Source organism: Hyphomonas oceanitis (assembly GCF_036964545.1).
In the GTDB taxonomy this organism is placed as follows: domain Bacteria; phylum Pseudomonadota; class Alphaproteobacteria; order Caulobacterales; family Hyphomonadaceae; genus Hyphomonas; species Hyphomonas oceanitis.
On the sequence record NZ_JBALTL010000002.1, the window covers coordinates 661,089 to 681,994 of the forward strand.

At 61.5% G+C, this 20,906-nt stretch carries 22 protein-coding genes; 15 read left to right on the plus strand and 7 right to left on the minus strand.

All coding sequences use genetic code 11. The features are described 5' to 3' along the window. Window positions 1-37: 37 nt before the first annotated feature. Window positions 38-1,216: a saccharopine dehydrogenase family protein gene (locus V7651_RS08205; RefSeq protein ID WP_035536036.1), complete on the minus strand. Its 1,179-nt coding sequence runs from the start codon at window positions 1,214-1,216 to the stop codon at window positions 38-40. A gap of 182 nt (window positions 1,217-1,398) precedes the next feature. Here V7651_RS08205 and V7651_RS08210 point away from each other — a divergent pair, with 182 nt between their 5' ends. The 8 genes from V7651_RS08210 (at window position 1,399) to hisG (ending at window position 8,220) form a co-directional block, all read left to right on the plus strand. Further along, window positions 1,399-1,707 carry a hypothetical protein gene (locus V7651_RS08210; protein ID WP_335612867.1) on the plus strand — a complete coding sequence of 103 codons (309 nt, stop codon included), beginning with the start codon at window positions 1,399-1,401 and terminating at the stop codon, window positions 1,705-1,707. A gap of 34 nt (window positions 1,708-1,741) precedes the next feature. Next, window positions 1,742-1,969: a BrnA antitoxin family protein gene (locus tag V7651_RS08215; RefSeq protein WP_335590453.1), complete on the plus strand. Its 228-nt coding sequence runs from the start codon at window positions 1,742-1,744 to the stop codon at window positions 1,967-1,969. 53 nt (window positions 1,970-2,022) lie between these two features. Then, window positions 2,023-3,384 (plus strand): ABC1 kinase family protein, encoded by a 1,362-nt coding sequence (locus tag V7651_RS08220; protein ID WP_335612868.1) that lies wholly within the window; start codon window positions 2,023-2,025, stop codon window positions 3,382-3,384. Between the two features lie 89 nt (window positions 3,385-3,473). Continuing rightward, window positions 3,474-4,109, plus strand: a complete 636-nt coding sequence (locus tag V7651_RS08225) for a CPBP family intramembrane glutamic endopeptidase (RefSeq protein ID WP_335612869.1) — start codon at window positions 3,474-3,476, stop codon at window positions 4,107-4,109. Between the two features lie 54 nt (window positions 4,110-4,163). Next, window positions 4,164-4,616, plus strand: coding sequence for a PaaI family thioesterase (locus V7651_RS08230; protein ID WP_335612870.1), 453 nt, complete (start codon window positions 4,164-4,166; stop codon window positions 4,614-4,616). A 252-nt stretch (window positions 4,617-4,868) separates the two neighbouring features. Further along, complete coding sequence (hisS, locus tag V7651_RS08235) at window positions 4,869-6,350, plus strand: histidine--tRNA ligase (protein WP_335612871.1); 1,482 nt, start codon at window positions 4,869-4,871, stop codon at window positions 6,348-6,350. Continuing rightward, entirely contained in the window at window positions 6,347-7,477 is a 1,131-nt protein-coding gene (locus V7651_RS08240; protein ID WP_335612872.1) for an ATP phosphoribosyltransferase regulatory subunit, read from the plus strand. The genes hisS and V7651_RS08240 overlap by 4 nt, the downstream gene beginning before the upstream one ends. Further along, window positions 7,474-8,220, plus strand: a complete 747-nt coding sequence (hisG, locus tag V7651_RS08245) for an ATP phosphoribosyltransferase (RefSeq protein ID WP_051624505.1) — start codon at window positions 7,474-7,476, stop codon at window positions 8,218-8,220. The genes V7651_RS08240 and hisG overlap by 4 nt, the downstream gene beginning before the upstream one ends. A 290-nt stretch (window positions 8,221-8,510) precedes the next feature. Here hisG and V7651_RS08250 read toward each other — a convergent pair whose 3' ends face one another. Beyond that, a complete protein-coding gene (locus tag V7651_RS08250; RefSeq protein WP_335612873.1) occupies window positions 8,511-8,930 on the minus strand; it encodes a hypothetical protein in 420 nt (139 codons plus the stop codon). Window positions 8,931-9,094: 164 nt separating this feature from the next. Here V7651_RS08250 and V7651_RS08255 point away from each other — a divergent pair, with 164 nt between their 5' ends. Both V7651_RS08255 and V7651_RS08260 read left to right on the plus strand, forming a co-directional pair. After that, window positions 9,095-10,285 carry an aspartate aminotransferase family protein gene (locus V7651_RS08255; RefSeq protein ID WP_335612874.1) on the plus strand — a complete coding sequence of 397 codons (1,191 nt, stop codon included), beginning with the start codon at window positions 9,095-9,097 and terminating at the stop codon, window positions 10,283-10,285. Window positions 10,286-10,289: 4 nt separating this feature from the next. Continuing rightward, window positions 10,290-11,108, plus strand: coding sequence for a carbon-nitrogen hydrolase family protein (locus tag V7651_RS08260; protein WP_335612875.1), 819 nt, complete (start codon window positions 10,290-10,292; stop codon window positions 11,106-11,108). Window positions 11,109-11,120: 12 nt separating this feature from the next. Here V7651_RS08260 and V7651_RS08265 read toward each other — a convergent pair whose 3' ends face one another. After that, complete coding sequence (locus V7651_RS08265) at window positions 11,121-11,903, minus strand: SDR family oxidoreductase (RefSeq protein ID WP_335612876.1); 783 nt, start codon at window positions 11,901-11,903, stop codon at window positions 11,121-11,123. A 254-nt stretch (window positions 11,904-12,157) separates the two neighbouring features. Between V7651_RS08265 and V7651_RS08270 the strand changes: the two genes are divergently transcribed. Further along, a complete protein-coding gene (locus V7651_RS08270) occupies window positions 12,158-12,997 on the plus strand; it encodes a thioesterase family protein (protein WP_335612877.1) in 840 nt (279 codons plus the stop codon). Here the strand turns inward: V7651_RS08270 and nspC are convergent. Both nspC and V7651_RS08280 read right to left on the minus strand, forming a co-directional pair. Further along, on the minus strand, window positions 12,994-14,133 hold the full coding sequence (gene nspC, locus V7651_RS08275) for a carboxynorspermidine decarboxylase (RefSeq protein ID WP_335612878.1): 1,140 nt from the start codon (window positions 14,131-14,133) through the stop codon (window positions 12,994-12,996). The two genes, V7651_RS08270 and nspC, sit on opposite strands and share 4 nt — an antisense overlap. Window positions 14,134-14,277: 144 nt before the next feature. Continuing rightward, a complete protein-coding gene (locus V7651_RS08280) occupies window positions 14,278-15,492 on the minus strand; it encodes a saccharopine dehydrogenase family protein (protein ID WP_335612879.1) in 1,215 nt (404 codons plus the stop codon). A 225-nt stretch (window positions 15,493-15,717) separates the two neighbouring features. Between V7651_RS08280 and V7651_RS08285 the strand changes: the two genes are divergently transcribed. Continuing rightward, window positions 15,718-15,972 (plus strand): GlsB/YeaQ/YmgE family stress response membrane protein, encoded by a 255-nt coding sequence (locus V7651_RS08285; protein ID WP_035536021.1) that lies wholly within the window; start codon window positions 15,718-15,720, stop codon window positions 15,970-15,972. Between the two features lie 87 nt (window positions 15,973-16,059). On the opposite strand, the gene V7651_RS08290 is transcribed toward V7651_RS08285, so the two are convergent. Beyond that, entirely contained in the window at window positions 16,060-16,239 is a 180-nt protein-coding gene (locus V7651_RS08290) for a hypothetical protein (protein ID WP_035536019.1), read from the minus strand. Between the two features lie 283 nt (window positions 16,240-16,522). On the opposite strand from V7651_RS08290, the gene argF reads away from it, so the two are divergent. Continuing rightward, complete coding sequence (gene argF / locus V7651_RS08295; protein WP_335612880.1) at window positions 16,523-17,461, plus strand: ornithine carbamoyltransferase; 939 nt, start codon at window positions 16,523-16,525, stop codon at window positions 17,459-17,461. Window positions 17,462-17,464: 3 nt separating this feature from the next. On the opposite strand, the gene V7651_RS08300 is transcribed toward argF, so the two are convergent. Next, window positions 17,465-18,781 carry an MFS transporter gene (locus V7651_RS08300; RefSeq protein WP_335612881.1) on the minus strand — a complete coding sequence of 439 codons (1,317 nt, stop codon included), beginning with the start codon at window positions 18,779-18,781 and terminating at the stop codon, window positions 17,465-17,467. Between the two features lie 116 nt (window positions 18,782-18,897). Here V7651_RS08300 and V7651_RS08305 point away from each other — a divergent pair, with 116 nt between their 5' ends. Together V7651_RS08305 and V7651_RS08310 are read left to right on the plus strand one after the other, a co-directional pair. Continuing rightward, a complete protein-coding gene (locus V7651_RS08305; RefSeq protein ID WP_335612882.1) occupies window positions 18,898-19,845 on the plus strand; it encodes a radical SAM protein in 948 nt (315 codons plus the stop codon). Window positions 19,846-19,921: 76 nt separating this feature from the next. Beyond that, complete coding sequence (locus tag V7651_RS08310) at window positions 19,922-20,854, plus strand: Hsp33 family molecular chaperone HslO (RefSeq protein ID WP_335612883.1); 933 nt, start codon at window positions 19,922-19,924, stop codon at window positions 20,852-20,854. Window positions 20,855-20,906 lie beyond the last annotated feature (52 nt).

Below are 20,906 nucleotides of genomic sequence, written 5' to 3' on the forward strand. Positions count from 1 at the left end.
TATAGCCTGAAAAAAGGGGGCTTGTCACCCTTTTGCCTCAATTGTCGATGTCGAAGGTCATTCCGGCATGGGACTGCAGGCGGCCGACAAGGCTGAGGCCCATGGCGGCGGCGGGGGTGTAAATACCGCCCGAAAGGTCTGCGCAATCCTTCACGAGGCAGAGCGCGGCCTCGGAGATAATCTTGGAGGTCGAGCCGTAGCCCGGATCCTTATCGCCGGTCACTGTGGCGCGCAGGCGATCACCGTCGCTTGTGATGCCGAGGAGGGCAAAATCATAGAGTCCGGCCTCGCGTTCTTCCTTCGAAGGGCCTTCGCCGGGCTTGGGGCCGTCTTCGCCGCCCATGGAATCGCTGCTGGCGACCGCTTCAGCGGCCGCTTTGCCGGTTTCGCCGGGGCCGGTGAGCATCATCTCGTCATAAACGAAGTCTTCGCCATAGGGGTGTCCCATCAGCGCGTTTGAGCGGTGGATGTTTTTCGTATTGATAGGCGCCATGATGAAGGGGGCGGCCCAGGCGCCGAAATCTTCGTCTTCCAGCACTTTCATACCGTGGGGCTGGTCAGGGCCGACAAAGCCGCCTGTCAGCGAGAAGGGATTACGCAGAACGGCCATGACTTCCGGCTCGCGCATGGCGCGGGCCATGGTCTCGCGGCCTGATGCTGCCGTGCCGCCCGAGAAGGTGCCCTTCATCTTGCGCATGCGGCCCTTCACGCGAACGGCCGGTTTGCCGAACTTGCGCATGGACTCGTTCTGCAGGAACAGGACGCCGAGGTCGAAGGGGATGGAGTCAAAGCCGCAGGAGAAGACGATGCGCGCCCCGCTCTTCTTCGCCTTGTCCTGATAGGCGGCGATCATGTCGTGCATCCAGGCGACTTCGCCTGAGAGGTCGACATAATCGGTGCCATTGGCGGCGCAGGCTTCGACGAGGGGTGTGCCATAGAGCTGGTAGGGGCCGACCGTGGTGAGGACGCATTTGGTGGATTTCACCATGTCCTCGAGGGATTTCGGGTCGGAAGCGTCCGCGACGATCAGCTCTACTGACTTCGGGATGCCCATTTCGTCGCGCACGGTCTTGAGCTTCTCGAGTGAGCGTCCGGCCATGGCCCAGGTGACGTCATTGCCGACGCCATAGGTGTCATTCATGTATTCGGCGACAAGGCGACCGGTGAAACCCGTCGCGCCATAGATGACGACATCGAACTCTGCGGATGGGTTCATGGGGCGGCCTCCAGCTTCCTGTTTCTTATGGTCTAACGGATCGAGATGAGATTGACAGACCTAGTTGACAAATCTGACGATTGTATATACATAAGTATATACATGCTGAAGCCGGAGAGGTTAAGCGGGATTGTGAATGGATCCCAAACTCGAGCTTTCTCTAGCCCAAAAGGTTTTCAGACATGAGGGATCCATTTCCTGCGGAACCGGTTCATGCACAAATATTATGGAATGAGGAGGACAATCAGGCAAACATAGCGAGGGCAGGGATCGACTTCGGCGATATCGCGTCCGGGTTCTCTACAGCTCATATTCGTATCCATCCTCGTGAGGACGGCAAGTTTGTTGCTCTTATCAAGGTCAATCATTTCGTGTTGGAAGTGATTGCAAGTTTTGATGGTCAGCTAACATTGCATGAAGCCAGATTGGCAAAAAAGAATGCCCAAAATATCTACAACCAAACTCTATTTGGACCAGCTTCCGGCCAGTAAGAAGGGCAGGACAGATTGGGCGCGCCTGCGCGCGATGTCTGATGCAGACATCGAAGCCCAGCGTTGGGGTGATCCAAACTTTCCTGAGATTGACTGGGCTGAAGCCGATGTCCAGCTTGTCGAACCGGTCGTGAAAAAACCTGTATCCATTCGCCTCGACAGTGATGTGATCGATTTCTTCAAGGATGCCGGCAAGGGATACCAGACGCGGATCAACCAGATTTTGCGCTCCTATATGGAGCACCAGCAGAAGACGGGCTGAGGCGCGGCATCAATACCTCTGCCAATCCCGGCAAAACCGCCTATATCACTCGCATGACCGATACGCCTGACGCGCCCGATCCGGAACGCAACCGATTGAGCGGGCGCCTTGTCCGCACCGCGCGCGTGGGCGCAAACCTTTCCGGCGCTGGCATCAGCTTTGCCGCCAATTCCCTGTTTGGGGGCGATCAGAGCGATGAGCGGATCGCCAAGGCGCTTGCCGCGGCGCTGGGCAAGTCCAAAGGACCCCTCATGAAGGTCGCCCAGATGGTGTCGACCATTCCGGATTTCCTGCCGGCCGAATATGCCGCCGAACTCAGCCAGTTGCAGGCCGAGGCGCCCGCCATGGGCTGGCCCTTCGTGAAACGCCGGATGCGCGGCGAACTTGGGCCCGGCTGGGACGATCGATTTGCGGCGTTCGAGAAAGAGGCCTCGCATGCGGCCTCGCTGGGCCAGGTGCATCAGGCGACGCTGCATGATGGCCGCCGGGTTGCCTGCAAGCTGCAATATCCGGACATGTCGAGCGCCGTGGAATCCGATGTGGGCCAGCTGAAGGCCATGCTGGGCCTGTTCAAGCGGATGGATGGCTCGATCGACCTGACAGAGATGGTGGGCGAAGTGACCGACCGCCTGCGCGAGGAACTCGATTATGGCCGTGAGGCCAAGCATATGTCGCTCTATGCGCGCATGCTGGCGGACAAGGATTTCGTACAGGTGCCGGAGCCTGTGCCGGACCTGTCGACGGATCGCCTGCTTACGATGACATGGCTGGATGGTGAGAGGCTCGGCGCCTTTGAAGGAGCGCCGCAAGAGACACGTAACCATATCGCCGAGATGCTGTTCTGGACCTGGTGGGGCCCGTTCAACAGCCATGCCGTGATCCATGGCGATCCGCATCTAGGGAACTACCAAGTGACCGGTGGCGGAACGGGCATCAACCTGCTGGACTTCGGCTGCATTCGCATATTCCCGCCGACCTTCGTGGAGGGCGTGGTGGACCTTTACCGGGCCATGCTGCGCGACGATTTCGACGCGGCCTATGCCGCCTATGAGAAATGGGGCTTCCAGAACCTGTCGCGGGAATTGGTCGAAGTGCTGAATATCTGGGCGCGCTTCATCTATGGACCGCTGCTCGACGACCGGGTGCGCACCGTGGCGGACGGCGTCACGGCGGGTGAGTATGGCCGCAAGGAAGCCTTTCAGGTGCGCAAGCTGCTGAAAGAAAAAGGGCCGGTGAAGATCCCGCGGGAGTTTGTCTTCATGGACCGCGCAGCCATCGGGCTTGGCGCGGCCTATCTGCGCCTCAAGGCGGAAGTGAACTACCACCGCCTGTTCGAGGAGAGCCTTGAAGGCTTTGACGTTAAAGCCGTGGCGGAGCGGCAGACGGCGGCGCTGAAGGCGGTCGGCCTGATCTGATTACCAACAACCGTTGATTGCGGCGCGATGCCAAGCTAGCCTTGGGTTTCACAAACTAGCGACGTGCCGTTTTGACCAAGCTTAGCTCAATGATCTGGACGGCGCTCGCCTTTGCGGTCGGCTACCAGATTTTCCTCATAATACCGGCATGGACGCTGTATGTGATTGCGCCGGATATTTCCGATGCACTAATGATGGGGCTATCGTACTTGGGCGTTGGCGCGATGTGTTATTTGTTCCTGGGTCAGAGAGGCGTTGCGCGTGAGGTTTCCCAACTTGGCGACGTAAATGTGACGATAGCCGTTTTTACGCTTATTGCGGTCGCGGCCAGCCTGTTCATTTCGTCCCTCGTCAGCAACGTGTTTGTTTCGATCTTTGGTCCGGAAGGGCTGAGTGTAAGCGAGCAAATGCAGGTTATCATGCGTTTCAGCAAAACGCTTGAACTCATCTTTGCAGTCGTCCTTGTGGCTCCAGTCGTCGAGGAATTCATTTATAGAGGCCTGCTTATGGGCGTGTTGCTGGATCGCGGGTGGACACCGCTGGCGGCCACACTTCTTGCCGGTGCCATTTTCTCGCTGCTGCACATTCAATATGGATGGATCGGAATCGTTTCCGTATTTGTCATGGGCATAACATTTGGCTTTTTGCGAATAGCGGGTGGCGGACTGTTCGCTCCAATTCTTGCACATGCCATCGGCAATGCGGTCTCGCTGTATATGTGGTGAAGTCCTCATCACTGGGGACTGGCATATCCCGGCATGCAGCGCTAATGGCATTCCATGACCGACGATTTTACCAAAAGCCAGACATTCGACATTCCGGCCGGCTATAACGAGCTGCCCTGGCACCGGGGCTTTGGCCGCCAGGTCGGGCCGCTGTTCGAGAAGCGGGATGCCGGCGGCCTGACGCGGGCTTTCCGTGTCGAGGAACATCATACGAATGGCATGATGAATGCCCATGGCGGGATGCTCATGACCTTTGCCGACATGGCCTGGGGCGGTGCCGTCGAGAAGGATGAGGACACGTGGTGGGTGACCATCCGCCTGATGTGCGACTTCCTTTCTGGCGCCAACCTCGGCAGCTTTATTGAGGGTAAGGGCGAGGTTGTTGGCGTTGCCGACGACATCATCACGGTCGAGGGCCGCATCTGGACGGGCGACAAGCTGCTGATGCGGGGCACGGGTATTTTCAAGCTGATCCCGCGTCGGGACGGCGCGCCCGGGCGTGGATGACAGGTTGACTTTCGGCCGGGCCGTCAGTATCCGCCTCCCCAATGAACACTGCACTGCACCATCACCACCACCACGCGTGACGCGCCACTGAGGCGCGAACCGGTTCGGCTGCGCCTCCTGCAAGTGTTCATCTCCCAGAACCAGACCAGATGAGGCAAGCTGCGGCAGGGTCGCGCTTCTGCAACGTGTTGCCTTCCCATCCAGACCGTCTCCGTCTATGCGGAGCGCGGCGGTAAACAGGACCTGATAGATATGAGCGACAAGGACACCCAGCCTCTCACCGGCAAGGATCTTGCCCGCAAGCCACGCGGCTTTCCCGACAAGCGCGAGGGCCTCATCCATGCACAGGCGAAACTGGTGGAGACGGTCACTGGCGTCTATCGCAAATGGGGCTTTGAGGCGCTGGAGACGGGCGCGTTCGAATATGCCGATGCGCTCGGCAAATTCCTGCCGGATGATGATCGGCCCAATGCAGGTGTGTTCGCCATTCAGGACGATGACGAGCAGTGGATGTCGCTGCGTTATGATCTTACGGCGCCCCTTGCGCGGTTCATCGCCGAGGCAGGCCAGACCGTTGGCAGACCATTCCGCAGGTATGCTGCGGGCCCTGTGTGGCGCAATGAGAAGCCTGGCCCCGGCCGCTTTCGTGAATTCTGGCAGTGTGATGCTGATACGGTTGGCGCGCCCGGTTTTCATGCCGATGCCGAGATGATCGCCATGGGCGCCGAAGCCCTGCGTGCGGTTGGCATGGAGACGGGCGAGTTCGTGATCCGCGTGAACACGCGGCGGCTACTGAGTGGCGTTCTCGAGAGTGTTGGGGCGGCATCGGCGGATACGCGCCTCGCCATCCTGAGGGCGCTGGACAAGCTGGACCGGCTAGGGGCCTCCGGCGTGGCCGATCTGCTCGGCAAGGGCCGGTTGGATGACAGCGGCGACTTTACCAAAGGCGCCGGGCTTGGTGATGCGGAGGTGAAGGCTGTTCTGGCGTTTGCCGAAGCGGGCGCGAAAACGCGGGCCGAGACGCTGGCGAACCTTTCGAAAGCGGCCGGCAATAGTGAGGAAGGCAAGGCTGGCCTCGCTGAGCTGGAGGCGATTGCCGTGGCGCTGGAAGCGCTCGGCGCGCCAGAAGGCGATGTTGTGATCGATCCATCCGTCGTGCGCGGGCTCGAATATTATACCGGGCCGGTTTACGAGGCGGAGCTGTTGCGCGAAGTGACGGGCGAGGATGGCAAGACCTATCGTATCGGCTCGATCGGTGGCGGCGGGCGTTATGATGATCTTGTGGCGCGGTTCACTGGCGAGACGGTGCCTGCGACGGGTTTCTCGGTTGGCATCTCGCGTCTGGCCTCTGCGCTGGCCATCATGGGCGAGACGGCGAAGCTGGATGGTCCGGTTGTCGTGCTCAACCTCGACAAGGACAGCCCGGCTGTGGCGCTCGAGATTGCGACGCTTCTGCGCCGGGCAGGCCTGAGGGCGGAAGCCTATATGGGCGGTTCCGGCATGAAGGGTCAGATGAAATATGCTGACCGTCGCGGCGCGCCTGCCGTGGTCATGGTTGGCAGCAACGAAATCGAAGCGGGAACCGTTACGATCAAGGATCTCGAAATGGGCGCGCTGAAAGCCAAGGCGATCCAGTCCAACGAAGCATACCGTGAAGCGCGCCCCGGCCAGATTGAAGTGCCACGCGCGGAGATGGTGGAAGCTGTACGGCGGATTGTCGAGGCGCAGGGATGACGCCGGAACAGATTGTCGAAGCGGCCAGCGCGGTCTTCGCGCGGACCGGCGCGCGGCCGGTTGACCCGGCCTATGTGCTGGCCTCGGACATTCCGCTGGAATTGTCGGGCGAAGCTGTGCGGGCGCGGCTCTGCGTTTTCACCGATCATCGCGGGAACGAGATGGTCATGCGGCCGGACCTGACCCTGCCTGTCGCAGGGATGGAGGCCGACCGGCTGGCGTCCGGACGCAACGGACCAGAGGCCTATACCTACGCGGCGCGCGCTTTCCGACTGCCGGCCTCGCCGGACGATCCGATGGAATTCACGCAAGTTGGGTTTGAACGGTTTGGCCGCGAGTCCAGCCCGGACGAGGATGCGGATGCGTTCGCCCTTGTGCAGGCGGCTGTCGCGGCGTGCGGCATTGATGACTGGCGCATGGTGATGGGCGACCTCTCCGTGTTTCCGGCTTTCGTCGATGCGCTTGGCCTGCACGGCGTTACTGCCAGCCTGCTGAAACGCGCCTTTCGTCAGGAAGGCGGCGTGGCCGAGTTGCTGGCCGGGGCACCGTCTGCGCCTGAGGTAGATCTCGCGCATCAATTGTCGGCATCTGCGCCGGAGGCGGCTGCACTTGCCTTTCTCGATGCCCTGCGTGAGCGGTCCATCCCGATGATCGGGACACGCTCCGTTACGGAGATCATTGAGGGCCTGAAGGCCAAGGCTGCGGCGGCGGATGCCGGCGGTGTGCCGGAAGATGCCCGAAAGGTGCTTGGCGCTCTTGCCGGCGTCAATTGCAGCGCGCCGGAAACGGCAGAGGCGCTCTCCGGCATTGCGCGGGCTCATGGCTTGCGCGGCCTGGAGAGCGTGATCGAACGCGTGACACGCCGGGTAGAGGCGATCATCGACGCTGTTCCCCGTGTTGCAGAGGCCGGAAGGTTCCGCTCGGGATTTGGCCGGCGGTTCACCTATTATGATGGCTTCGTCTTCGAGACCTATGCCGGTGGCCTCGGTGAACGCCAGCCGATCGCGACCGGCGGGCGCTATGACGGGCTGATCGCGGGCCTCTCCGGCGGTCGTGCGCGGGCGTCGGGTATTGGCGGTGTGGTGCGTCCTGACCGGGTCATCCGTGCACGGGAGAGTGTGGCATGAGCAAGCTGTCTTTCGCCATACCTTCGAAGGGGCGGCTCAAGGAGCAGACGGAGCAGTGGCTGGCCGAGCTCGGGTTTCCTGTCAGCCAGATTGGCGGCGAGCGTGGCTATCAGGCAGAAATTGCCGGGCTGGGCGACGTGGAAATGCGGCTGCTGTCAGCGAGCGAGATTGCGCGCGGCCTGATCGAGGGCAGCCTGCATATCGGTGTGACAGGCGAAGACCTGTTGCATGACTTCGCGCCCGATGGCGCATCCGAATTTCGCATTGTCCGCCAACTCGGCTTTGGGGGCGCGGATGTGATTGTGGCGGTGCCGCAGGCCTGGCTCGACGTGGATACAATGGCCGACCTTGAGGCGGCAGGCGCCGCCTTCCGCAAGCTGCATCACCGCCGTCTGCGCGTGGCGACCAAGTACATGCGTCTGACGCGGCGGTTTTTTGCAGCCAAGTCAGTCGGCGAGTACAGGCTTGTCGAGAGTGCCGGGGCAACTGAAGCCGCGCCGACCACGGGTGCAGCGGACGTGATTGTCGACATCACTTCGACCGGGGCGACCCTGAAAGCCAATGGCCTGAAGATTCTTGACGATGGAATCATTCTTAAGAGCCAAGCCTCGCTTGCCTTGTCTCCAGCGGCGGACTGGAGCGACGAGGCGCAGGCGTCCTGCTTGAAGCTGCTGGAACGGATCCAGCCAGATGCAAGTGCGGGCGCAAAAAATTTGTTGAACACATTCTTGACACATGTGTGAAACTGGTGACCTATGAGCAGGCAAGTTTCTGGGAGGAAACGCTGCAAACGGTGGAGAGGCGCGAGACCCGGTTTCAGGTCTTGCGCCTCTTTCCGTTTTGGAGATGTGTTGAGGTATTGAAGTCCTCCGCATGCCAGGGGAGCAAGCAGATTAGAGAAGGCCGAGACGAACCGTAACGACGGCTCAGGTGAGGTAGGGGGCGTTTTGGACATCGCGTCCGATCCGCCTCGTCTTCCTGATTAGCAATATCGTATTATCGATAAACGTCAATCATTATTATCGTTTTTCGATTAATCTTTTGTAATTGTGATCAGCGTGGCGCCGTGCCCGCCTTCCGGAATAATCCGGATGATCCGTGTGGTGCCATCAGGTGTAGCGGTTTCCGTGATCGTATGCGCGCGTGCGACAATCTCCAAAAGGTCCAGCTCTGCATCGCGATTATGAACGATCGTTCTAAGCGTGGACACTGCGGGGCGGGTCTCGGATTCGTTTGCTGCATCCAAGGGAGATGTCAGGGATTCCGTCTCTGTCTTGCGCCCATCACGACCTGTGCGGACGATGCGTCTGCTGATGACGGGCTGATTGGTAGCGGTAACAGAAGTGGTGTCGGTTGTGGCCGTGACGACCTCTCCGGATCCGTTTATGCCTTGTGCGAAGACGGCCGGAGAGGCGACGAGCAGCAAGGCTCCCAAAAGGCATATCCTGATCATCTCGGCCTCCATCGCATGTGACAAAACCAATGTTGTAAAGTCACAGCATTGCAACCGTGTGACGCCGACATGCGGGCCGGGAGTGGCCAAACTGTTGACTTACGGTCAGCGTCTCGCCAAGCGTACGGGCAACTTCATCACACTTGCTAATCGCAGGAGAAATCATGAGCGATCCGCGCCAGCACATCATGCCCGTCTACCGGCCACCGGAAGAGGTCTTCGTCGAGGGCCAGGGCCCGTACCTCTTCACCGAAGATGGCACACGTTATCTCGACTTCATCGCCGGCATTGCGGTGAATGCGCTGGGTCATGCGCACCCGGCCATGGTCGACGCACTGCGCGATCAGGCAGGCAAGCTGTGGCACACGTCCAACATGTTCCGCGTGCGCGGCGCCGAGGAACTGGCCGACAAGATCTGCCGTGACACGTTTGCTGACCGGGTGTTCTTCACGAACTCCGGCACTGAGGCCATTGAGTGCGCGATCAAATCCGCGCGCAAGTATCACTGGGCGAATGGCCGCGAAGAGCGCATCGACATCATCACGTTCACCGGCGCCTTCCATGGCCGCTCGCTGGGCGCGATCAATGCCGGCGGCAATCCGAAATACCTTGAAGGCTTTGGCCCGGCGCTGCCCGGCTTCGTGCATCTGGAATGGGGTGACCATGACGCGCTGAAGGAAGCGGCGGCGCGGCCAACTGCGGCGGCTGTTCTCGTTGAGCCGGTGCAGGGTGAAGGCGGCGTGCGCGCCATGCCGGACCAATGCCTGATCGGCCTGCGCAAGCTGTGCGACGAACATGGCCTCGTGCTGATCTTTGACGAAGTGCAATGCGGCATGGGCCGGACCGGCAAGCTGTTCGCCCATGACTGGGTGGCGGGCGCAGAGCCTGACATCCTGTGCGCGGCCAAGGGCATTGGCGGCGGCTTCCCGTTCGGCGCCTGCCTGACGACCGAGGCGTGCGGCGAGCACATGCAGCCTGGCAGCCACGGCTCGACCTATGGCGGCAACCCGCTGGCCATGGCCGTGGGTAACGTGATCTGGGACATGATTGCGAATGATGACTTCCTTGCCGAAGTGCGCCGGGTTTCCGGCACGCTGGCGCAGGGCCTGAAGAGCCTCGCTGACAGTCACCCGGACAAGGTGGAGGGTGTGACCGGCAAGGGCCTGCTGACCGGCCTCAAGATGAAAGCCGATCCGAAAAGCCTGCAGGGCCTTTGCCGCGACAAGAACCTGTTGGTCGGCGTGGCCGGTGCCAATGTGCTGCGCCTCGCGCCGCCGTTGATCATCACGGACGAGAACGTTCGCGAAGCGACGGGCATCATTGATGCCGCGCTGACGGAATGGGAGCCGGCCTGAGGCTATGACCGTGATCCGTGCCGCCTGTGTGCAGATGCGCTCTACAACAGCGGTGGCGGAGAACATTGCGGCTGCCAGCGCGCTGGTGCGGCAGGCGGCGGAAGTCGGTGCGGTGTTCATAGCGACGCCGGAGATGACCAATCTTTTGGACATCCGCCCCGGCATGGCGCGGCCAAAGATTGTCGCGCAGGAAGATGATGCGACGCTTGTCGCGTTCCGGGCGCTGGCAGTTGAGCTGGGTGTGTGGCTCTTGCTCGGCTCGATTGCGGTGACGGCGGAAGGCGACGATCGACTGGCGAACCGGTCTTTCCTGATCGCGCCGGATGGCGACGTGGTCGCGCATTACGACAAGATCCACATGTTCGACGTCGAGGTGGGCGACGGCCAGACCTATCGGGAATCGCGCTCCTACAGGCCAGGCACATCCACGGCGCTTGCCAATGCCGGCATCGGGCGCGTGGGCATGAGTATCTGTTACGATCTGCGCTTTGCTGCGCTTTACCGGTCGCTGGCGCAGGCCGGGGCGCAGATACTCACCGTGCCAGCCGCCTTCACGCGTGTGACGGGCGAAGCGCACTGGCATGTGCTCTTGCGCGCCCGCGCCATCGAGACCGGCTGTTTCGTCGTCGCGCCAGCGCAGGGTGGCAAGCACGAAGACGGTCGCGAGACTTATGGCCACTCGCTGATCATCTCGCCCTGGGGCGAGATTCTTGCGGAAGCCGACGGCGATGAGCCGGGCGTGATCTGGGCGGACCTTGATCTTGATGAGGTCGACAAGGCGCGCGCCCGTATCCCGTCGCTGGGTAATAATCAGGTATTCTAGGACCGTTCAGGTCTAGCCGCCGGGCGCTGCGGCAGAGCCTGCGAGCAGTCCGCCATCCAGCGTGAGTTCGGCGCCCGTCATGTAGGCGGCCTCATCGCTTGCCAGCATGACACAGATGGCGGCCACTTCTTCCGGCTGACCGAACCGCTTCATCGGCGTGTCAGCGACGAGGGCCGCCATGCGCGCGTCCCGGTCCGGTCCGTCGCCCAGCATCGGTTCCCAGATCGGTGTCAGGATGGCGGCAGGGTGAACCGAGTTGCAGCGGATGTTCCAGCCATTCTGCGCGCAATAGAGGGCGACCGATTTGGAATGATTCCGGATCGCTGCCTTCGACGAGGCGTAGGCGGCTGCGCCGGGAATGCCGACGAGGCCGGAGCGCGAAGAGATGTTGATAATGCTACCAGCACCCTTTTGCTTCATCGCGCCGATGGCATAGCGGCAGCCCATGAACGTGCCGTCGAGATTGACGGAATGGACGGCACGCCAGGCTGACAGTGAAGCGTTTTCCGGGTCGTGGACCATCTCGCCGTTTTCGAAGCCGGTGATGCCGGCATTGTTGACGAGCACGTCGAGCGCCGGAATGGCCTCAGCGATACGCAGCCAGTCGGCCTCGTTTGAGACATCGAGATGTTCGTAGCGCGCGCCGATGGCGTCAGCGGTTTCCTTGCCTTGCGCGTCGTCAATGTCGGTGATGATGACGTGGGCGCCTTCGTTTGCGAAGGCCTCGGCGATGGCTTTACCGATGCCACTGGCCGCACCCGTGATAAGGGCGGTCTTGTTCTGTAGTCGTTGCATGATGTGGGATTCCAATTGTTGCGAACGGCAGGCGCAATGCGCCCGTTGGCTGGGATCGTTTCCGGAAGGTCCGGTGCCACTAGTTCATCGTTCTGGAAGTCCTTTTTTGCCTTTCCGATTTAGGATCGCTGATAGGGCGTGTCAAACGACGCCCGAGCATGATGGCCGAGTTTCGCGATTCCATCACTTTCGTTTCCCGCATGGGTTGCTAGTGTCCGAGCCTAAAAATCTGACTGTTCATGGAGGGGGATGCGATGGACCGCGTTGATGACTTTGAGGAGGCGACGCGGCTTTTGCGTCAGGGCGACCACAGTTGGGCGGTCGCCCTTCGTGAGGACTGGGGGCTGTGGAGCCCGGCAGGCGGTTTCATCTCTGCACTAGCCTTGCGGGCGTCGGGAGAAGCGACGTGGTTGCCACGCCCGGCCAGCATGACGTGCCACTTCCTGCGCATGGGCAAGTATGGCCCGGCCGAATTGCGCGCGGAAATTCTGAAGTCGGGCCGTCGCAGTGAACTTGTCAGGATGGAGCTGGTTCAGGAGGGCAATGTTCTTTTGATGTGCCATGTCTGGGCTGTGCAGGATGAGGCGCCGGGGCTGGCGCATGATTCGTCACGCCTTCAGAACGTGCCGACCCCGCAGTCGCTCAAGAGTTATGAAGAGCTGCACCCGGACAGGCCGGCGCCTCTGTTCCTGCAGCGTTTCGAGGAGCGCCCGATCAAGGGCATGCCGGAGGCCGGGGATGGCGCGCGCGACCCGGAGCTGACGGGGCTCTACAAGTTCCGGCCAAGAGCGCGGGCGGAGAACACGTTTGTTGATGCGGCACGGGCAATGATCCTGCTCGATACCTATGGCTGGATGGCACAATATCCGGCGCATCCGGAAGATGACCCGTCGCCCTGGATCGCGCCGAATATGGATTACCATTATCGCTTCCATCGGCCGACGACCGAAGCGGAGTGGCTGCATATGCGCATTCGGGCAGGGATCGCCGAGGGCGGTCTCATGTCAACGGACGGTGAGATTCATGACCTTGAAGGCCGGTTGCTCGTCAGCGGCACGTCGCAATTGATGTGCCTGCCAAGGCCCAGCGTCTAGCGGCCGAGACGCCGCCGGAATTCTTCGTAGCCGAAATCAGTCAGCGGTTCGACGACGTCGTCTTCCCAGCGCACGGCAAGGTTGGCGAGTGGTGTGCCGTTGAACGTGTTCGTCTTGACGAAGCTGTAGTGCATCTGGTCGGTGAAGATCAGTTGCTGGCCGGGCACGAGCGGTTCCGGGAAGGAATAGTCGCCGAGCACGTCGCCGGTCATGCAGGTCTTGCCGCCGAGACGATAGGTGTGCGCGAGTTCGCCGGGGTCGCCCGCGCCGATAATGTCGGGCCGGTAGGGCACTTCGAGCACGTCGGGCATATGGGTGGAGGCGGAGGCGTCGAGGATGGCGAGGTCCAGCTCATTCTTGTGAAGCGCGAGGACGGTTGCGTAGAGTTCGCCAGTGTTGACCACGAGGCCTGCGCCGGGCTCCAGCACGACTTCCACATCAAACTTCGCCTTGAAGGCCTTGATGGCCGCGATCAGGGCATCGACATCATAGCCCGGCTTGTTGAGGAAATGGCCGCCGCCAAAATTCACGGAGGGGACCTGCTCAATGTATTTCCCGAAATTTTCAGCGACGAATTCGATGAGGCCGACGGAGCCTTCGGCGAGGCTCTCGCAGAGGGCATGGACGTGGAAGATGTCGACGCCGGACCAGTCGACGCTTTCCAGCATGCCGGGCACTTCGCCGAAACGGCTGCCGGGTGCTGTCGGGTTGTAGAGGTCGCCGCCGAGCGTGGCGTTGGAATAGCCGGGGTTCACCCGCAGGCCGACCTTGCAGCCTGCATCGCGTGCAATGGCGCCAAAGCGGGCCAGCTGTTCAGCCGAATTGAAATAGATGTGCTGGGCGACCTTGGTGAGGCGCTGCACTTCATCCTCGGTATAGGCGGGCGAATAAACGTGCACTTCCTTGCCGAATTCCTCGGCGCCCATGATGGCTTCGTGCTCGCCGCTGGCCGTCGTGCCATCGAGATAGTCGCGCATCATCGGGAACACGGCCGGCATGGCGAACGCTTTGGTGGCGAGCAGCACCTTGCAACCGGCCTCCTCGCGCACGCGCTGGGCCGTTTCCAGGTTTGTCCGGAGGCGGGCAACGTCGAGGACGAAGGCGGGGGTAGGCAGATCGAAAGGGCGGCTTGGCATCGTTGGCTTCCGGTTTTTATCCTCCCCCGCTTGCGGGGGAGGTGCCCGAAGGGCGGAGGGGGAATATGGAAGCGGCGAAATGCCCCCTCCGTCTCGCGCCCTAAGGCGCGATCCACCTCCCCCGCAAGCGGGGGAGGATAAAGATCAGGTTTCTACCGCGAACAGCTCGTCCTGCGCGCCGGGCGCGATGTCCACGATAGTTGTCGGAAGGCCGCGCTTGGCGACGTCTTCGAGGAATGGTGCTGACGGGAACTGCTCGACGTTGAACACGCCCTTGCCGCTCCAGATGCCCTTGAAGAACATGGCCGCGCCGGAAACGGGTGGCACGCCGGTTGTGTAGGACACGGCCTGCGCGGAGACTTCCTTGTTCGTCTCGGCATGGTCGGAGACGTTGTAGAGCATCTTGGTGAGCGGCTTGCCATCCTTCTTGCCACGGACGATCACGCCGATCGACGTCTTGCCGGTGTAGCCTTCCGCAAGGGACGATGGCACGGGCAGCAGGTCCTTCAGGAATTCCATCGGGATGATGTCCATGCCCTTGTGCTTGATCGGTTCGAGGCCGATCAGGCCGATGGATTTGAACACTTCTAGGTGCTTGATGTATTGCTCGCCAAAGGTCATCCAGAAGCGGATCTGCTTCAGGCCCTTGATGTTCTTCACAAGGCTTTCCTCTTCCTCGTGATAGATGAGGTAGGAGGCTTTCGGGCCTACTTCGGGATAGTCGATGTCGCAGCGGATGGAGAGGGCAGGGATCTCGATCCACTCCCCGTCTTTCCAGTATTTGCCGTCCTGCGTCACTTCGCGGATGTTGATTTCCGGGTTGAAGTTCGTGGCGAACGTCTTGCCGTGATCGCCGGCATTGCAGTCGACAATGTCGATATATTCGATTTCGTCGAACAGGTGTTCCTGCGCATAGGCGCACCAGATGTTCGACACGCCCGGATCAAAGCCGCAGCCGAGAATCGCGGTGATGCCTTTCTCGACGAACTTGTCCTGATAGGCCCACTGCCAGCTATATTCGAACTTGGCGATTTCGCGCGGTTCGTAGTTTGCGGTGTCCATGTAGTTGGTGCCGGTCTCAACGCAGGCGTCCATGATCGGCAGGTCCTGATAGGGCAGGGCCATGTTGATAAGCAGGTCCGGCTTGACCTTGTTAATGAGCGCGACGACCTCGGCGACGTTATCTGCATCGACCTGCGCGATCTCGATCGGCGTCTTGCACATCTTGGCGACTTTCTCGCAGCTTTCGATGCGGCGCGAAGCCAGTGTGATGTGCTTGAACGTGTCGCGGTCCATGGCGCATTTCTGCGCGACAACAGAGCCGGCGGCGCCAGCGCCGATGATGAGTACGGTGTCCATAAGTCCTGTCTCTCCTGAGATTAGAGGGGCCGGTGGGCTTGCCCGTCACATAGGGCAAAGCGCGGGCCTTCGCCAGTGGAGAGATGTGGGTGGCGCTGGAGTGGCGGTAGCGAGAATGCGGACTTTAAGCTGGCGTGTTGGCGTCCGGGTCCAAACGCGCCTAGGGTCAGTGGTTCCATAAGAAGAGGGCCGCATGTGCGGCCTGACAAAAACGAGGAAACGCAAATGACCCTTGAAAGCCTTATTATTTTTCTGCTGATCGGCGCTGTCGCTGGCTGGCTCGCCGGACTCATCGTCAAGGGGTTCGGCTTCGGCATCGTCGGCAATATCGTGGTCGGCATTGTCGGTGCCTTTATTGCCGGATTCCTCTTCCCCGCACTGAATGTGAGCCTGGGCGCGGGCATCGTCGGCGCGATTATCCACGCCACGATCGGCGCCGTGATCCTGCTACTGGTGGTCAGGGTGCTGAAGCGCGCCTGACATAATAGCCTAAAGGTGCCGCAGCGCGGGGCAAGGCGTCTGGGAGGAAACGTACGTCCCGGTCCCGCGCCGCGGCACGGGCTGACGTCATGCGGCGCGACGAGGCGCTTCGAGCCGCATGATCTCCGATGTCAGCCACGCATAGTGACGCTCAAGACGCGTCACCATTGCGATTTCAATTTCGGGGCGGCAGGCAAGCTCTTCGCGCCAGACTTCAAGCACACGTACTTGCTGTCTTAGCCAGCAGACCATCGCTACATCATCCATGGGTAAGCACATCGGGAAGGACCTCCGTTTCGGTGGCTCACCATATTGCGAACCATTCTCAAAATGTGCCACGCTCGCACGCTATTTGCAAGTCATTCTCAATTACTTTTTGGCTAGATATTTGGAATTCACGGGATTATCTCGCCAATGCGGCTGCCAAGGCCTTCTCCAGCGCCTTGATCCGGGCGCACAGGTATGCCGGATTGCTTTTATCGCACGACTGGCGCCGTAGCGTGAAACGCGCTATCCCCCGCGCTTCCTTTTTAAACGGGAGCGCCCGACCATGACAACGCCTTCAGCCCCGCGCCACTTCCTCGACATCTGGCATCTTGAGTCGGCTGACCTGCGTGCAATCCTGGATGAGGCCCACCGCGCCAAGAAGGCGCGCCAAGGCTGGCCCAAGGGCCGCGTCGATACGGGCGCGCCGCTGGAAGGCCGCACACTCGCGATGATCTTTGAGAAATCGTCTACGCGGACACGGTTTTCCTTCGACATGGGCATGCGCCAGCTCGGCGGCAGCTCGATCACCGCGACCAGCAATGACATGCAGCTCGGACGCGGCGAGACGGTCGATGACACGGCCCGTGTGCTTAGCCGTTATGTCGACGCGGTAATGATCCGCGCGAATGACCATAGCGATGTCGAAACCTTCGCCGAGTTCTCCAGCGTGCCGGTGATCAACGGCCTGACGGACCGGTCGCATCCGTGCCAGATCATGGCCGACCTGCAGACGCTTGAAGAGAGCGGCCTTACGCTGCGCGGCGCGCGCCTCGCCTGGGTTGGCGATGGCAACAATGTCTGCGCGAGCTTCATGCATGCAGCTGCCAAGTTCGGCTTCTCGCTGGCGGTTGGCACACCGCACCGGTTTGCGCCTGATGATGAAGATGTCGAGATCGCCCGCGAAATGCAGGGTCGTGTTGATCTCTATGAGACCGCTGAGGAGGCCGTCGCTGGCGCCGATGTGGTGATTGCCGATACGTTCGTTTCCATGGGTGACAAGGATGCCGAGCGGCGTCTTGAAATCCTCGAGCCTTATGCGGTGACCGAAGAGTTGATGGAACTGGCGGCCGGTGGCGCGAAGTTCCTTCACTGCCTGCCGGCCCATAGGGGTGAGGAAGTGGACGCCGAAGTCATCGACGGGCCGAACTCCCTGATCTGGGACGAAGCCGAGAACCGTCTGCATGCCCAGAAAGCCATTCTGCGCTGGTGCCTCGATAAATAGGGATCAGGCTTTCGTCTGAACTTCTTCCAGACCTAGGGTGACCGGCAGCGCCAGTGCGCTCATGACGGCGAGCAGGCCGAGGACGACAGCCTCGCCCGCAAATTGCGCGACAAGGCTGAACCCGCCGCCGAGCAGCAACAGCACGCCGATGATCGTGTTGGAAAGCGCCGTATAGGCCGCGCGCGTTTCCAACTTCGCCATGTCGACAAGATGCGTCGAGCGACCAAGCCGCACGCCCTGATAGGCAATCATCAGGGCAAACAGGACCAGTGGCAGTGCCCAGACTGCGCCGAGCAGGCCCGCCGCGTTGAGGGCGAGCGTGGCACAGAGGGCAATCGTCGCGGAGGCGGATGTCAGGATGAGCACCTTGCGGCTCGATTTGTCGGCGAGTCGTCCCCAGACATAAGAACTGAGGAGGCCTGCGCCCGCCGATGCGATCACGAGCAGGCCGAGGCCGCCAAAGTCGTCGCTGCCATCTGGGCCGTGCTCACGCGCGGCCAGCGCCACCATGAAGGGGGGGGCAAGTGCCGTTGAGACGAGCAGGCCCCGCACTGCGATGAAGCGGCGCAGCTGGGCGTCGCTGCGCAGCAGGCCAAAATTCTCCATGACCGCGCTGATCGGGCTGGCCCCGCCCTCGGTTGCGCCCGGCACTTCCCGCAACTGCAGGAAAACGGCGGCACCCGCGATCCAGAACACGCCTGCGCCGATCAGGCCGGCCTCGACAATGTCCATGCGCGGCAAGAGGCCAGACGTCAGCAGGGCGCCATATGCCAGCACGGCCGCCGCGCCGACGGTCGTGGCTGCGCCTGTTGCTGAGCCGCGCCGCGACTTGGACACGGTCTTGCCGAGCACATCCTTGTACGTCACCGAGCAGACAGAGCGCGCCACAGCCAGAACGGCGAGCGCGCCGATGATGGCGATGCCCGCTGCTTCGCCTTCAAGCGTGAAGGCGCTTACTGCGATTGCCAAGGCCGCGAGGCCCTGCACCAGCGACCCGGCGGCCCACGCCCATTTGCGCTGCGGCAGCAGGCGCAGTACGCCCGCCGTGAACAGCTGGGGCAGCAGTGAGCCTGCCTCGCGCACCGGCACCAGCAGGCCGATGAAGAGTGTGGGTGCGCCGAGCGTCGCCAGCAGCCAGCTCAGCACCAGCTTTGGATCGATCAGCCCATCGGCAATCTTGCTGGTGGACAGGGCCATGACATGCGTCGTGAAGCTGCGCGCTTCCATATGGCACGCGTCTTCGGGAATATCCTTGCACACGCGGCCATCGTCGCCCGATGTCAGCATCTGGAAAATCAGGTCATGTGTTTCGCGTGCCATAGAGAACGATCTATACGAGTCACGCCGAGCGGCAATGCCTGCCGCTTCCTTCACGCGCCATCACGTCTGCGAGAAGGCGCTGGCGCCCGGCGGGCGCATCTTGTTAGACATACGCCATGGCTCACACTGTTTTTCCGCGCGAGAAATTCTCGAACCCGCACATGACCGCCAAGGGCGAAACCCGCGCCAGCGTTGACTGGCGTGGCCTGAAGACCCTGTGGCTGAATACCGGCACGCTCTGCAATATCGAGTGCGCCAATTGCTATATCCTGAGTTCACCCACCAATGACCGGCTGGTCTATCTTAGCCTCGCTGACGTCACGCCATTCCTTGACGAGATTGATGCGCTTGGCGGGGGGCCTAAAGAGATCGGCATTACGGGCGGCGAGCCTTTCATGTGCCCTGAGATACTGCCGATTATGGAAAGCGCATTGCAGCGCGGGCATAGCCTGCTGCTGCTGACCAATGCCATGCGCCCGATGATGCGTCCGCGCATTCAGGCAGGTCTGCAGGACCTGCACGCCCGCTATGGTGACCGGCTGACCTTGCGCGTGTCGCTCGATTCCCATGATCAGGCGGCACATAATGCCGAGCGCGGCGAAGGCGCCTTTGCCGAGGCCTGCAAGGGACTCGAATGGCTGGCCGGGCAGGGCATTCATGTGGCACTCGCCGGGCGTCAGACGCTCAATGAGGACGATGCCTCAGCGCGCGCCGCCTATGGCGAACTGGCTGCCCGGCTTGGGCTGAAGCTTGATCCCGCGAACACATCGCATTTGGTCCTCTTTCCCGAAATGATCGCTCGGGACGATCCGCCGGAAATCACCACTGCCTGCTGGCAGATCCTGTCGAAGGACCCGGCTGACATCATGTGCGCCAACCAGCGCATGGTCATCCGCCGCAAGGGAGCGGGCCGTGCGACGGTTACGGCGTGCACGCTGCTGGTCGACAATCCGGCCTTTGAGCTGGGTGCCACGCTGGGCGAAGCAACGGCCGAACCCGTGCGCCTGAATCACGCCTGGTGCGCCAGTTTCTGCGTGCTCGGTGGGGGCAGCTGCTCAGCCTGACGGGGCGCCCCCTTGCCGCAGAAGGTTCGCGCTGCCACATGGGGGCATCCATCCGCCCCGCCTGAAAGCGTGCCCCATGACCGATATTGCCCGTCCTGACAGTGACTTTGTCGTCAATTTCCAGATCGACCAACGCCCCGTGCGCGGCCGTGCCGTACGCATGGGCGCTGACAGCCTGTCGCCGATCCTGCAGCGCCATGACTATCCACGCAACCTGGCCCGCATTCTGGGCGAGGCTGTGACGCTGGCCGCAATGGTCGGTGCGTCGCTGAAGTTCGAAGGCCGTATCCTGGTCCAGGCCGAGGGTGACGGGCCCGTCTCCATGCTGGTTGGTGAATACCGCACCGATGGCGGCGTGCGCGGTTATGCCAAGTTTGACGCCGACCGCTGGGCCCACCTTGAGAAAGTGAATAAGGGCGCTGCCCCGCATATGCCACAACTCTTCGGCCCGACCGGTCGTCTCGCCCTTATCCTTATTCAGGACGATCCCTCGATTGCGCCCTATCAGGGCATCGTGCCGCTCGAGAAGGGTACGCTGTCGGAATGTGCGGAAGAGTATTTCGCCCAGTCCGAGCAGGTGCCGAGCCGTATCAAGCTTGCCGTGGCCGAACTCGACCGCAAGGGCGAGAAGCCGATCTGGGTGTCAGGTGGCATGATGGTTCAGCGCATCGCGGGCGACGAAAATCGCGGCGACACGACAGAAGTCTGGCGTGAGGCCGAGGCCCTGTTTGGCACGTTGAGCGATGCTGAGCTGGTCGATCCCGACCTTGCCGTGCCCGATCTCCTGTTCCGCCTGTTCCATGAACAGGGCGTGCGGATGGAAGACCGGGTTGGCCTGCTGGACAGCTGTACCTGCAATGAAGAGCGGCTTGTCGATACGCTGAAGGGCATGCCGGACAATGCCCTGCGCGAAATGGTCGAGCCCGATGGCACGCTGGCCATCGATTGCCAGTTCTGCGCCCGGCACTATACGATACCGATCGAAAAGGTGACCGACCCGGTCAGCTAGGCCTGAAACAAGCCCGGCCGCTCCTTTAGGGGAACGGCCGGGACTTCAGGGT